Here is a 12,388-nt window from a genome sequence, read left to right on the forward strand (position 1 = left end):
GAGGGGAGGTGAAAGTTATGGCAGATGTATTAGAGCGTGTAACGAAGATCATTGTTGATCGTTTAGGTGTAGACGAATCCGAGGTGAAACTTGACTCCAAATTCAAAGACGATTTGGGTGCCGATTCTCTTGATGTAGTTGAACTAGTAATGGAGCTTGAAGACGAGTTTGATATGGAAATCTCAGACGACGAAGCAGAAAACATTACTACAGTTGCCGATGCGGTAAACTACATAAAAGCAAACGCATAATTTTTCTTGATTGTCCCACTAAGGTGGGACTTTTTGTTTTTATGGACATCATATACAAGGTCGCTTTAGGATAAAAAGGGCTTTTTATCCATAAAAGTTAAAGGAATATCCATAATTCGAGCAAGTTGCTATTTGTATCCTCTAAATAATTTGTTAAAATAGTAATGTTATACAACTTTCATCATCAAATAGAAGAACGTTGCCATCTTAGTGAAAGAAGATTGTATGTTGGAGGCTCCTTTACATGACCAGAAACAGAAGTAGAATAAATGAAATGAAAAACGAAGCAACAAAAAAGAATTTTGTTATGCTTCAAGAAAAATTAGGAGTTACATTTCATAATGAGAAACTTTTATATCAAGCTTTCACCCATTCATCCTATGTGAATGAGCATCGCAGAAAACCTTACGAGGACAATGAGCGTTTGGAATTTTTGGGTGACGCTGTTTTAGAGTTGACCATTTCTCAATTTTTATATAAAAAATACCCGATGATGAGTGAAGGTCAATTAACTAAACTAAGAGCGTCTATTGTATGTGAACCTTCTTTGGTTTCATTCGCCAATGATCTTTCGTTCGGACAATATGTACTGCTTGGTAAAGGAGAAGAGATTACTGGCGGAAGAGCGAGACCAGCACTGCTTGCCGATGTGTTTGAGGCATTTATCGGTGCGCTATATTTGGATCTTGGTTTGGAGACCGTTTTCGAATTCCTTGAAAAGTATGTGTATCCAAAGATTAATGAAGGTGCTTTTTCTCATGTGATGGATTTCAAAAGTCAACTGCAAGAGATGATACAACGCAATGCACTTGGTGTAATTGAGTATGAAGTGCTGGAAGAAAAAGGCCCGGCCCACAACCGGGAGTTTGTGTCAAAGGTCTCACTGAATAAAGAAGAGATGGGTATTGGAGTAGGCCGTTCTAAAAAAGAAGCCGAACAACATGCAGCCCAGTTTGCTCTGGAGAAACTAAAAAAAGTCAGAAAATGAAGGTAGGCGATCCTCCGGTGTCTCAATATACCTCAAGGATCGCTTTCTTTTCTGTTCATAGGTTCCGCAGAGCCATTACATAAAGAGGTTAAGAAACTAAACGAGGTGAGGAATATGTACCTCAAACGATTAGAAGTAGTAGGATTTAAGTCGTTTGCTGAAAAAATATCCGTGGATTTCGTACCAGGTGTCACAGCCGTCGTAGGTCCGAACGGAAGCGGAAAAAGTAATATTATCGATGCCATCAGATGGGTGCTGGGAGAACAGTCGGCCAAATCCCTTCGTGGTTCCAAAATGGAAGACATCATTTTTGCCGGCAGTGACAGCAGAAAAGCATTAAATATGGCAGAGGTTACACTGACCCTCGATAACAGTAATCGTATCCTGCCAATTGATTATATGGAAGTCAGCGTTACAAGAAGGGCGCTGCGTTCTGGAGACAGTGAGTTTTTAATCAATAAACAAACTTGCAGGTTAAAAGACATTGTAGATCTTTTCATGGATTCCGGTCTTGGAAAAGAAGCTTTTTCCATCATCAGTCAGGGTAAAGTGGAAGAAATACTGAGCAGTAAATCAGAAGAACGCCGGAGTATATTTGAAGAAGCGGCTGGTGTACTGAAATACAAGTCCAGAAAAAAGAAAGCAGAAAGCAAGTTAATGGATACCCAAGAGAATCTTAACCGGGTTTCAGATATTTTACATGAGTTGGAAGGGCAAGTGGAACCTCTTAAAATACAGGCCTCCATTGCCAAGGACTATCTGGAGAAGAAAGATGAACTGGAACAAATTGAAGTTGGCGTAACGGTGCATGAGATAGAAGAACTTCATCAAAAATGGGAACAAAACTCCATTGAAGTTAAAAACAGTACCGAAAAAGAGCTTATTCTATCTTCTGAATTGAGCCAAAAAGAAGCGGCGCTTGAGAAATATAAGGACCAAGTCGCTGCTTTGGATGAGTCCATTGATTCCCTGCAGCAAGCCCTTTTAGTGGCAAGTTCGGAATTGGAAAAGCTTGAAGGCAGAAAAGAAGTTCTTAAGGAACGTAAAAAGAACGCAACGACAAATCGTGCCCAATTAGAAAGCTCATCTGTAGAGCTTGCCGAGTTTATAAAAGTGCAAAAGGACAGATTGGCAAACGAAAAACAACTTTTGTCCACCCTTCGTCAAGAATTGGTGCTAACGGAGCAACAGCTTAAAGAAAAACAGGTGATGAACGAACAGTTTGACCAAAATATCGAAGGGAAAATCGATGCTTTAAAAAGTGACTATATCGAACTTTTAAATAAACAAGCTTCGATTCGTAACGAAATTTCCTATCTGGAGCAACAAGAAAAGCAGGAAGGCATGAAAGTGACCCGCCTTGATGAGGGGAACAGGAAATATGTCGATCTTCGTGCTAATACGCAACAAAAGAAGGAAAAGGTTCTCACTGACCATAAAGAGGTGCAGGAAGAACTAAACAAGACAGTAGACCTTTACAGAACTGAGCAAGCTAATCTTGAACAATTTAAGCATTCCTACCAGAAAAAAGAAACAACTTTGTATCAAGCCTATCAATTTCTCCAGCAAACCCGTGCTAGAAAAGAGATGCTTGAAACCATGCAGGGGGATTTCACAGGATTCTTCCAGGGTGTTAAAGAAATTCTGAAAGCAAGAGATGAAAATAGGCTTACTGGAATTAAAGGGGCTGTTGCAGAACTTATCCAGGTGAATCAAGATGTTGAGACGGCGATTGAAATTGCTCTTGGCAGCGCGACACAGCATATTGTTGTCGATAATGAGTCAAATGCGAGAACATCTATCCAGTACCTTAAAAAGAACGGCTTTGGCCGTGCGACGTTCCTGCCAATGACTGTCATGAAGCCTAGGACATTATCAGACTACCAAGTAAATCAAATAAGTGGGCATGAATCTTTTGTAGGAATCGCTGCATCTTTAGTGCAGTTTGACCCAGCTTACGAAAACATCGTCCAAAATCTTTTGGGCACTATTGTCATTGCGAAGGATTTAAAAGGAGCCAATGAGTTGGCAAGCATCCTTTTGCACCGTACCCGTATCGTGACATTAGAAGGAGATGTAGTAAACCCTGGTGGATCTATGACAGGCGGAGCTGTTAAACAAAAATCTAATTCTCTCTTAAGTCGAGGGCGTGAACTTGATTCCATTTCTGCAAAGCTAGAAGAGATGGAAAATAAAACAGCCCTGCTTGAAGATCAGGTAAAGACACTTAAGAGAAAAATAGAAGAGAAAGAATCGCAAGTAATAGATTTAAAAGGAATCGGCGAGGAACTAAGGTATAAAGAGCAGCAAGTTTCAAGTCTTCTTCGGGAAGTGGAGCTGGAAGAGAAAAATGTCAATGAACATTTAAGTTTATATGACTATGAAAAACAACAGCTAACTATTTCGATCAAGGATGCGCTCAACAGGAAAGAAACGCTAGACGTCGAATTGAAGACAGTGGGCATTCAGATAGCCGCATTAGACAAAGAGATTGCTGAGCTTAACGCCTTAAAGTTGGAGCAACATGCGAACAAAGAGACCGTTCAAAATGAACTAACACAACTTAAGGTTGATTATGCGAGCAAAAAAGAAAAGCTGACTAACCAATCAGAAAAAGTGGCTACTATTGAAACGGATCTAAATCAAGCAACAGAAAGATTGACCGATATTCAAGAAGACCTTGCCCTTTTGCAAAGCGAAATGAATGACAACTCTTCAGGTGAACAAAAGCTGGAAGTGGCTGCAGCTGAAAAACTGCAAGATAAAAACACGACCATGAAGCTCATAGCGGAACGTCGAGCTGAAAGGCTTTCTTATTTCGAGAAGGTAGAACAAGAGGAGCTCGAGCTGAAAGATTTAAAAAGGCAGTACAAACAACTTACGGAAGTATTAAAGGCTGAAGAAGTGAAAATGAACCGCCTAGATGTGGAATTGGATAATAGACTTCACCATTTAAGGGAAGAGTATATGCTGTCCTTTGAAGCGGCCAAAGCTGACTATCCACTTGAAATAGAAATTGAAGAGGCCCGAAAAAAAGTGAAACTGATCAAGCTTTCCATTGAAGAGCTTGGCACAGTCAATATAGCGGCAATAGAGGAATATGAACGAGTAAGTGAAAGATATACATTTCTTAAGGAACAAAAGGACGACCTTCAAGAAGCCAAAGACACCTTGTTCCAGGTAATTGGTGAGATGGATGAGGAAATGAAAAAACGCTTTGAAACAACCTTCACTAATATACGTGCCCATTTTCACGACGTGTTCCGTTCCCTTTTCGGAGGTGGAAGAGCAGATCTTGTTCTGACCAATCCGTCCGATATGTTGAATACAGGTGTAGATATTGTGGCGCAGCCTCCGGGTAAAAAGTTGCAAAACCTTGGTCTCTTGTCAGGTGGAGAAAGAGCGTTAACGGCAATTGCCCTGCTATTCTCTATTCTAAAAGTAAGACCTGTTCCGTTTTGTATCCTGGATGAAGTAGAAGCAGCGCTTGATGAAGCCAATGTTCATCGTTTTGCACAATACTTAAAACAGTTCAGTGAAGAAACCCAGTTCATCGTGATCACCCACCGAAAAGGAACAATGGAGTTCAGTGACGTCCTATACGGGGTGACGATGCAGGAATCGGGTGTCTCCAAATTGGTCTCAGTCCGTTTGGAAGAATCAAAAGAACTTGTTAAATAGAGAGGAAGAGAAAAAGAAAATGAGTTTCTTTAAAAAGTTGAAAGAAAAGCTTACCACCCAGACAGATTCTGTTACGGAAAAATTTAAAGAAGGATTAACCAAAACTCGTGATTCCTTTTCAGGTAAAGTAAATGATCTTGTTGCCCGCTACCGCAAAGTGGATGAGGATTTCTTTGAAGAGTTGGAGGAAATCCTGATCGGAGCAGATGTTGGCGTAAACACGGTGATGGAATTGATTGACGAGCTTCGAATGGAAGTGAAGCGTCGCAACATACAAGACCCCCGGGAGGTTCAAAGCGTCATATCCGAAAAGTTGGTGGAGATCTACCAAGCTGGAGATGATGTGTCCCCGACCATCAACTTCCAACAGAACGGCTTAACAGTAGTTCTCGTTGTAGGCGTTAATGGTGTAGGGAAAACTACTTCTATTGGTAAAATAGCTAAGAAATTGAAGCAAGAGGGCAAGAGTGTCCTTCTTGCTGCTGGAGACACATTCCGCGCAGGTGCCATCGAGCAGCTTGAAGTATGGGGAGAGCGTGTAGGAGTGGATGTTATCAAGCAATCAGCAGGTTCAGACCCGGCTGCTGTTATGTATGATGCACTACAGGCAGCGAAAGCGCGCAAAGTGGATGTTCTCCTTTGTGATACAGCTGGAAGATTGCAAAATAAGGTCAATCTTATGAAGGAACTTGAAAAGGTCAACCGTGTTATTGAACGTGAAGTACCTGGTGCACCTCATGAAGTGCTGCTTGTATTAGATGCTACCACAGGTCAGAACGCCCTCAGTCAGGCAAAAATTTTCTCTGGGGCTACCAAGGTTTCAGGTATTGTGTTGACCAAGTTGGATGGTACGGCAAAAGGTGGAATCGTTCTGGCTATCCGTAATGAGATGAACATTCCCGTTAAGTTTGTCGGCTTGGGTGAAAAAGCAGATGACCTACAAGAGTTCAATGCAGAGCAGTATGTCTACGGATTATTTGCAGATATGATGGAAAAAGAAGAAGCACAAGAAAGCTAATAAAACCATATTAACACCCACCGCCCTTCGCTTTTGACGGGCGGTTTATTTAATAGGAAAGCATGCGCGAAACTGTTGATTTCCGTTCCAGGCGCTTCGCTTATCCGAAGGGCGCCGTGAGCCTCCTCGGCTTGCAGCCTGCGGGGTCTCACCTGTCCCTTCCTCCCGCGGGCGTCTGCGCGCCTTCCACTTCAATCAACAAGGTGGTTTCATTTATTGAGGGGGTATAAAAAGCAAACTACCTGTGTTAACTGAATAAGCATTACGCATTGATTATTTAGTTTCTAGCTGTGGATTGGAGCAAATGGCGTAGACTCCAGCGGGGGAGTAACGGTAGATTGAGCCCCCTGAAGCGTTGTGAGGAGGCTCAAGCACCGTCCCGCGGAAAGCGAAGCCATTTGCGGAAAGGAACAGCGGCAATTAACCAACCAACTAATATTTTTTTCGTATAAAAGGTCCTATGGTGGTTGTATATTTTCTCTTTTTCTCGCAATTTCCCCAAGTCAAGAAAAAAACTTGACATTCGATATTTCAACCTGTAAACTAAGCTATTGTAAAGGCATTTCACTTAACAAGGGAGAGTGAAGAAGATGCTTGAAAAAACAACGAGAATGAACTATCTATATGATTTTTATCAGTCGTTGTTAACACCAAAGCAACGAAGCTATATGTCTTTGTACTACTTAGATGATCACTCCCTTGGTGAGATAGCAGAGGAATATAACATAAGTCGTCAAGCAGTGTATGATAACATAAAACGTACAGAACTGATGCTTGAGCAATATGAAGAAAAGCTTTTGTTATTTCAAAAGTTTCAAGAGCGGCAGTCGCTTTTGCAGCAGATGAAGGACGAAGTCGATAAGGCGGAACCTCCGTTGAACGGCCAATCCCTTTCAGCTCTGATCGAGTCGCTTGAGAAATTAGATTAGGGGGCGGCATGCATGGCATTTGAAGGTTTAGCCGACCGTTTGCAAAATACGATACAGAAGATTCGCGGAAAAGGTAAGGTGAACGAACAAGACGTTAAAGAAATGATGCGTGAAGTTCGACTGGCTTTACTTGAAGCGGATGTAAACTTCAAAGTAGTGAAAGACTTTGTGAAACGCGTAAATGAGCGTGCAGTTGGACAAGAAGTCATGAAAAGTCTTACACCCGGTCAGCAAGTTATCAAAGTGGTTAAAGAAGAACTCACCGCGCTTATGGGCGGAGAACAAAGTAAAATCGCTGTAAGCAGTAGACCGCCGACCGTCATCATGATGGTAGGTCTTCAAGGTGCAGGTAAAACAACGACAACCGGAAAGCTTGCAAACCTATTGCGCAAAAAGCACAATAGAAAGCCGCTTCTTGTTGCAGCCGATATTTACCGACCGGCAGCTATTAAACAGCTTGAAACACTTGGAAAACAACTTAGTATGCCTGTTTTTTCATTAGGAGATCAGGTAAGTCCAGTTGAAATTGCCAAGCAGGCCATCCAAAAGGCAAAAGATGAGCACCATGATTATGTGTTGATCGATACGGCAGGACGTCTGCATGTGGATGAAACGTTAATGGACGAATTAAAGCAGGTTAAAGAACTTTCCAACCCGGATGAGATCTTCTTAGTTGTCGATGCAATGACAGGACAAGATGCTGTAAATGTGGCGCAAAGCTTCAATGAACAGCTTGGCTTGACTGGAGTTGTCTTAACAAAGCTTGATGGAGATACGCGAGGTGGAGCTGCACTATCCGTTAAGGCAGTAACCAATACCCCAATCAAGTATATTGGTATGGGTGAAAAATTGGATGCCATCGAGCCTTTTCACCCTGAACGTATGGCCTCTCGTATTTTAGGTATGGGAGATGTGCTGACTCTTATCGAGAAAGCACAATCGAATGTAGATGAAGAAAAAGCCAAGGAGCTTGAACAGAAACTGCGTACGATGAACTTTACGTTTGATGATTTCCTGGAACAGCTTGGCCAAGTAAGGAACATGGGTCCTCTTGATGAAATCCTTGGAATGATTCCTGGAGCCAACAAGATGAAGGGCTTAAAAAATGTCCAGGTGGATGAAAAGCAGATTGGTCATGTGGAGGCAATTATTCAATCCATGACCAAAGCGGAGAAAGACAATCCAGACCTAATCAACGCTAGCCGCAAAAAGCGGATAGCAAAAGGTAGCGGACGACCTATTCAGGAAGTTAACCGTCTACTTAAACAATTTGAAGAGATGAAGAAAATGATGAAACAGATGACAAGCATGCAAAAAGGAAAAGGCAAAAAAGGCGGCTTCAAATTTCCTTTCATGTAAGCATCCACAGCATTTTTTCTCTTAATAAATAAAGTGACAAGAAAAAACACTTTACAAACAAGTAACTACTTGTTATCATACTATCTTGTGTGAAATATTTTCGGAGGTGCTATATTAAATGGCAGTTAAAATTCGTTTAAAACGTATGGGTTCTAAAAAATCCCCATTCTATCGTATTGTAGTAGCAGATTCTCGTTCTCCTCGTGACGGACGTTTCATTGAAACAGTTGGAACTTACAACCCAGTATTACAACCAGCTGAAGTTAAAATCAATGAAGAACTAGCTCTTAAATGGTTACAAGATGGCGCGAAGCCTTCTGACACAGTTCGTAACCTTTTCTCTAACGAAGGTATTATGGAAAAATTCCACAATGCTAAATTAGGCAAGTAAGAGGCAAAATGACAGAATTAATCCAAACAATTGTGACGTCGTTGGTAGATCATCCAGAAAATGTAGTGGTTACGGAAAAGGAAACAGGTAATGTCCTCACGTATCAACTTACTGTACATCAAGATGATTTAGGGAAAGTGATTGGCAAGCAGGGTAGAATTGCAAAAGCAATCCGGACAGTTTTGTTCGCTGCCGCCTCTCACGAGAATAAACGAGTGCAATTAGAGATTATGGAGTAGGGGGAGGCTTTTGGGCTTCCCCTTTTCTTATGGTTGCAGAAGCAGAATGTTAATATACAGAGAAGCAAAAGAGATTAAAGTGTTCCCCTAAAGGGGTACGCTAAGGATACATAGAACAGTTAAATGCTGCGCATGGAGGTGCATGAAATGTCAAAGTGGTTCAACGTAGGAAAGCTTGTAAATACGCACGGAATAAAAGGTGAAGTACGTGTTGTTTCCAGAACGGACTTTCCTGATGAACGGTACAAAAAGGGTAATCTTCTATATTTATTTTTACCAAATGAAAAGGAACCGGTAGAAGTAAAAGTGGCAACTAGAAGGGTGCATAAATCTTTTGATCTTCTTACGTTTGAAGGATTCCATAATGTAAATGAGGTGGAGAAATTTAAAGGTGCCATTGTCAGGGTTCCAGAAGATCAGCTTGGGGATCTTGAAGAAGGGGAATATTATTTCCATGAAATCGTCGGCTGCAAAGTCATCCTTCAGGAAACGATGGAGGAAATAGGAACGGTTAAGGAAGTACTGACTCCGGGAGCGAATGATGTCTGGGTCGTTCAAGCGAAAAAAGGGAAGGACATATTAATCCCTTATATTGATCAAGTGGTAAAGAAAGTGGATGTGCAAGAAAAAACAATCATCATTGAGCCGTTAGAAGGTCTATTCTAAGATGAAGATTGATATTCTATCCATTTTCCCAGAAATGTTTACTGGTGTCCTTGAGTCTTCTATTTTGAAAAAAGCAGCGGAGAAAGGTGCCGTTCAATACAGGGTGACCGATTTTCGTGAATTTGCGGACAACAAGCATAAAACAGTCGATGACTACCCGTATGGAGGCGGTGCTGGAATGGTGCTCAAGGCTCAGCCGATCTTTGATGCCGTATCAGCCCTCACAGAATCGAAACAGTCTGCCAAAAAGCCTAAAGTGATCCTTATGTGTCCGCAGGGCGAGCGTTACACGCAAAAAAAAGCAGAAGAACTTGCGCAAGAAGAACACCTGATTTTCATATGCGGTCATTATGAAGGCTATGATGAACGGATCAGAGAACATGTGGTGACAGATGAGATATCCATTGGTGACTATGTCCTGACTGGAGGAGAACTCGCTTCTATGGTCATTGTAGACAGTGTGGTTCGTTTACTTCCGGATGTACTTGGAAAAGCGGCATCCCATGAACAGGACAGCTTCAGTACGGGCCTTTTAGAACATCCGCATTACACAAGGCCGGCTGACTTCCGGGGCATGAAAGTGCCGGATGTTCTACTCTCGGGAAATCATGCACATATTGATGAATGGCGGACAAAAGAGTCGATAAGAAGGACTTGGAGCAGAAGACCCGACTTATTTGAAGATTATCCGCTAACAGATCAACAGCGAGCATGGCTCGAAGATATAAAAAAAGAAGGCTAGGCATATTGATTTTATTTTTCTAATATGCTATTATACTCTTTGTGACTTAGCTATTGCTATGTCTAAAAACGATGTTCCGCTGCATCAAATAAGTATGGTATGAGCATCTGTGGAAAAGGAGCAGAAAACTATGCAAAAATTAATTCAAGATATTACTCAAGAGCAGTTGAAAACTGATCTTCCTTCTTTCCGTCCTGGTGACACTGTACGTGTTAACGTTAAGGTTGTAGAGGGAACGCGTGAGCGTATTCAGGTTTATGAAGGAGTAGTAATCAAACGTCGTGGCGGCGGAATCAGCGAAACTTTCACAGTTCGTAAGATCTCTTACGGAGTTGGAGTTGAGCGTGCATTCCCACTTCATTCCCCTAAAGTTGAGGGAATTGATGTAATTCGTCGTGGTAAAGTACGTCGTGCGAAACTTTATTACCTACGTGCATTACGTGGTAAAAAAGCGCGTATCAAAGAGATTCGATAATTCAAAGGGGGAGCTTGGAGACAAGCTCTCTTTTTTTACTAAAAAAACGGCTGCGCAATATCTAGCGTTTTGTATAAACAAAAACAAGGTATATAATTGTAGTAGAATTACATATAAATTCTCGGTATAAGAAGAGGACATAATGAAACGGCGGAGGAACAGATATGGCACGTTCTAAAAATGAGCTTTGGGAATGGGTAAAGGCCTTAGCTATCGCGGTAATTCTTGCAGCAGCAATACGCTATTTCTTTTTTGCACCGATTGTGGTAGATGGAGACTCCATGATGCCCACTCTCCATGATCAGGATAGAATGATTGTGAACAAGATCGGATATAAAGTCGGGGAACCCGAAAGATTTGACATCGTTGTGTTCCATGCCACAGAAGACAAAGACTATATAAAGCGTGTCATCGGATTGCCGGGCGACGAAGTGGAATATAGAGATGATGTCTTGTACATTAACGGACAAGCCTATGATGAGCCATATTTGGACAGCTATAAGGCACAGTATCCCGACGGACCATTAACAGAAAATTTCACATTGGAAGAAAAGACTGGACTTAAAGAAGTACCAGATGGTCATCTATTTGTAATGGGAGACAACCGCAGATTCAGCAAGGACGGCCGACATATCGGAACAGTTCCGCAAGAAGAAGTATTGGGCAAAACCAATATCGTCTACTGGCCGATATCAGACTTAAGAATGGTAAAATAAACCTAGCAGTTGATTGGAGCAAGGACTTCAGGAGGCAATTCTCATGACAATACAGTGGTTTCCAGGGCATATGGCGAAAGCCCGCAGACAAGTAACAGAAAAACTAAAATTGATTGATATCGTCTATGAATTGGTAGATGCGCGAATTCCCGTATCATCCCGTAACCCGATGATCGATGAAATCATATCCAATAAACCAAGAATCATCCTGCTAAACAAAGCAGATATGGCAGACTCCAAAGTGACGCGGGAATGGCTGGACTATTTCAATCTTCCAGGATCATCGACAAAAGCAATTGCCATCGATTCGCAAACAGGTAAAGGAATTCAGCAGATAGCAACATTATCAAAAGAACTTCTAAAAGAAAAATTTGATAAAATGCAATCCCGCGGAATCAGACCAAGAGCAATCAGAGCTTTGATTGTAGGTATCCCGAATGTGGGGAAATCGACACTAATTAACAGGCTGGCAAAGAAAAATATTGCCCAAACTGGAGATAGACCAGGTGTCACAAAGGCTCAACAATGGGTCAAAGTCGGGAAAGAATTGGAGCTGCTTGATACGCCGGGAATTCTCTGGCCGAAATTTGAGGATCAGGAAGTAGGCTACCGTTTAGCTACTACTGGCGCCATCAAAGATACGATTATCAATCTTCAAGATATTGCAGTATTTGCTTTAAGATTCCTGACGGACGCCTATCCGGAAAGATTGAAAGAACGATACGGACTTGAGGATATTCCAGAAGATATAGTGGACCTGTTTGACGCAATCGGCTCGAAACGCGGTTGTAAAATGAGTGGTGGACTGATCGATTACGATAAGACTGCTGAACTTGTAATACGGGAGATCCGTTCTGAAAAGCTTGGCAAGCTTAGTTTGGAAAGGCCGGAAAAACTTTAGAAAAAGGCTGTCATCTGTACAGCCTTTTTCTT

General features: G+C 41.8%; 13 protein-coding genes. All 13 read left to right on the plus strand.

Translation table 11 applies throughout. The features are described 5' to 3' along the window. The first annotated feature begins 17 nt into the window (after positions 1–17). The 13 genes from acpP to ylqF all read left to right on the plus strand — a co-directional run bounded on the left by acpP (position 18) and on the right by ylqF (position 12,356). The gene (gene acpP / locus LG307_RS09545) at positions 18–251 is read left to right on the plus strand and encodes an acyl carrier protein (protein ID WP_064101140.1); all 234 of its coding nucleotides are present in this window, start codon (positions 18–20) and stop codon (positions 249–251) included. Positions 252–495: 244 nt separating this feature from the next. Then, positions 496–1,239 (plus strand): ribonuclease III, encoded by a 744-nt coding sequence (gene rnc, locus LG307_RS09550; RefSeq protein ID WP_404450041.1) that lies wholly within the window; start codon positions 496–498, stop codon positions 1,237–1,239. Between the two features lie 114 nt (positions 1,240–1,353). Continuing rightward, entirely contained in the window at positions 1,354–4,920 is a 3,567-nt protein-coding gene (smc, locus tag LG307_RS09555) for a chromosome segregation protein SMC (protein ID WP_404450042.1), read from the plus strand. A gap of 19 nt (positions 4,921–4,939) precedes the next feature. After that, positions 4,940–5,938, plus strand: a complete 999-nt coding sequence (gene ftsY / locus LG307_RS09560; protein WP_404450043.1) for a signal recognition particle-docking protein FtsY — start codon at positions 4,940–4,942, stop codon at positions 5,936–5,938. Positions 5,939–6,528: 590 nt separating this feature from the next. Next, positions 6,529–6,867 (plus strand): putative DNA-binding protein, encoded by a 339-nt coding sequence (locus LG307_RS09565; RefSeq protein ID WP_404450044.1) that lies wholly within the window; start codon positions 6,529–6,531, stop codon positions 6,865–6,867. Between the two features lie 12 nt (positions 6,868–6,879). Further along, a complete protein-coding gene (ffh, locus tag LG307_RS09570; protein WP_404450045.1) occupies positions 6,880–8,226 on the plus strand; it encodes a signal recognition particle protein in 1,347 nt (448 codons plus the stop codon). Between the two features lie 118 nt (positions 8,227–8,344). Next, complete coding sequence (gene rpsP, locus LG307_RS09575; protein ID WP_010193419.1) at positions 8,345–8,617, plus strand: 30S ribosomal protein S16; 273 nt, start codon at positions 8,345–8,347, stop codon at positions 8,615–8,617. 8 nt (positions 8,618–8,625) lie between these two features. Next, a complete protein-coding gene (locus tag LG307_RS09580; RefSeq protein WP_060665873.1) occupies positions 8,626–8,856 on the plus strand; it encodes a KH domain-containing protein in 231 nt (76 codons plus the stop codon). A gap of 147 nt (positions 8,857–9,003) precedes the next feature. Continuing rightward, positions 9,004–9,522, plus strand: a complete 519-nt coding sequence (rimM, locus tag LG307_RS09585) for a ribosome maturation factor RimM (protein ID WP_404450046.1) — start codon at positions 9,004–9,006, stop codon at positions 9,520–9,522. Between the two features lies 1 nt (position 9,523). Further along, positions 9,524–10,264 carry a tRNA (guanosine(37)-N1)-methyltransferase TrmD gene (gene trmD, locus LG307_RS09590; protein WP_404450047.1) on the plus strand — a complete coding sequence of 247 codons (741 nt, stop codon included), beginning with the start codon at positions 9,524–9,526 and terminating at the stop codon, positions 10,262–10,264. 130 nt (positions 10,265–10,394) lie between these two features. Continuing rightward, positions 10,395–10,739 carry a 50S ribosomal protein L19 gene (gene rplS / locus LG307_RS09595; RefSeq protein WP_404450048.1) on the plus strand — a complete coding sequence of 115 codons (345 nt, stop codon included), beginning with the start codon at positions 10,395–10,397 and terminating at the stop codon, positions 10,737–10,739. A gap of 164 nt (positions 10,740–10,903) precedes the next feature. Beyond that, entirely contained in the window at positions 10,904–11,455 is a 552-nt protein-coding gene (lepB, locus tag LG307_RS09600; protein WP_404450049.1) for a signal peptidase I, read from the plus strand. A gap of 43 nt (positions 11,456–11,498) precedes the next feature. Next, positions 11,499–12,356, plus strand: a complete 858-nt coding sequence (gene ylqF / locus LG307_RS09605) for a ribosome biogenesis GTPase YlqF (RefSeq protein ID WP_404450050.1) — start codon at positions 11,499–11,501, stop codon at positions 12,354–12,356. Positions 12,357–12,388 lie beyond the last annotated feature (32 nt).

This window comes from Sutcliffiella horikoshii (assembly GCF_044809035.1).
GTDB lineage: Bacteria > Bacillota > Bacilli > Bacillales > Bacillaceae_I > Sutcliffiella_A > Sutcliffiella_A horikoshii_G.

What these genes read in the sequence shown, in the direction of transcription:
- rnc (WP_404450041.1), top strand. Translation starts at nt 496, where the DNA reads ATGACCAGAAACAGAAGTAGAATAAATGAAATGAAAAACGAAGCAACA.
- LG307_RS09565 (WP_404450044.1), top strand. Translation starts at nt 6,529, where the DNA reads ATGCTTGAAAAAACAACGAGAATGAACTATCTATATGATTTTTATCAG.
- acpP (WP_064101140.1), top strand. Translation starts at nt 18, where the DNA reads ATGGCAGATGTATTAGAGCGTGTAACGAAGATCATTGTTGATCGTTTA.
- trmD (WP_404450047.1), top strand. Translation starts at nt 9,524, where the DNA reads ATGAAGATTGATATTCTATCCATTTTCCCAGAAATGTTTACTGGTGTC.
- ftsY (WP_404450043.1), top strand. Translation starts at nt 4,940, where the DNA reads ATGAGTTTCTTTAAAAAGTTGAAAGAAAAGCTTACCACCCAGACAGAT.
- smc (WP_404450042.1), top strand. Translation starts at nt 1,354, where the DNA reads ATGTACCTCAAACGATTAGAAGTAGTAGGATTTAAGTCGTTTGCTGAA.
- rpsP (WP_010193419.1), top strand. Translation starts at nt 8,345, where the DNA reads ATGGCAGTTAAAATTCGTTTAAAACGTATGGGTTCTAAAAAATCCCCA.
- ffh (WP_404450045.1), top strand. Translation starts at nt 6,880, where the DNA reads ATGGCATTTGAAGGTTTAGCCGACCGTTTGCAAAATACGATACAGAAG.
- LG307_RS09580 (WP_060665873.1), top strand. Translation starts at nt 8,626, where the DNA reads ATGACAGAATTAATCCAAACAATTGTGACGTCGTTGGTAGATCATCCA.
- ylqF (WP_404450050.1), top strand. Translation starts at nt 11,499, where the DNA reads ATGACAATACAGTGGTTTCCAGGGCATATGGCGAAAGCCCGCAGACAA.
- lepB (WP_404450049.1), top strand. Translation starts at nt 10,904, where the DNA reads ATGGCACGTTCTAAAAATGAGCTTTGGGAATGGGTAAAGGCCTTAGCT.
- rimM (WP_404450046.1), top strand. Translation starts at nt 9,004, where the DNA reads ATGTCAAAGTGGTTCAACGTAGGAAAGCTTGTAAATACGCACGGAATA.
- rplS (WP_404450048.1), top strand. Translation starts at nt 10,395, where the DNA reads ATGCAAAAATTAATTCAAGATATTACTCAAGAGCAGTTGAAAACTGAT.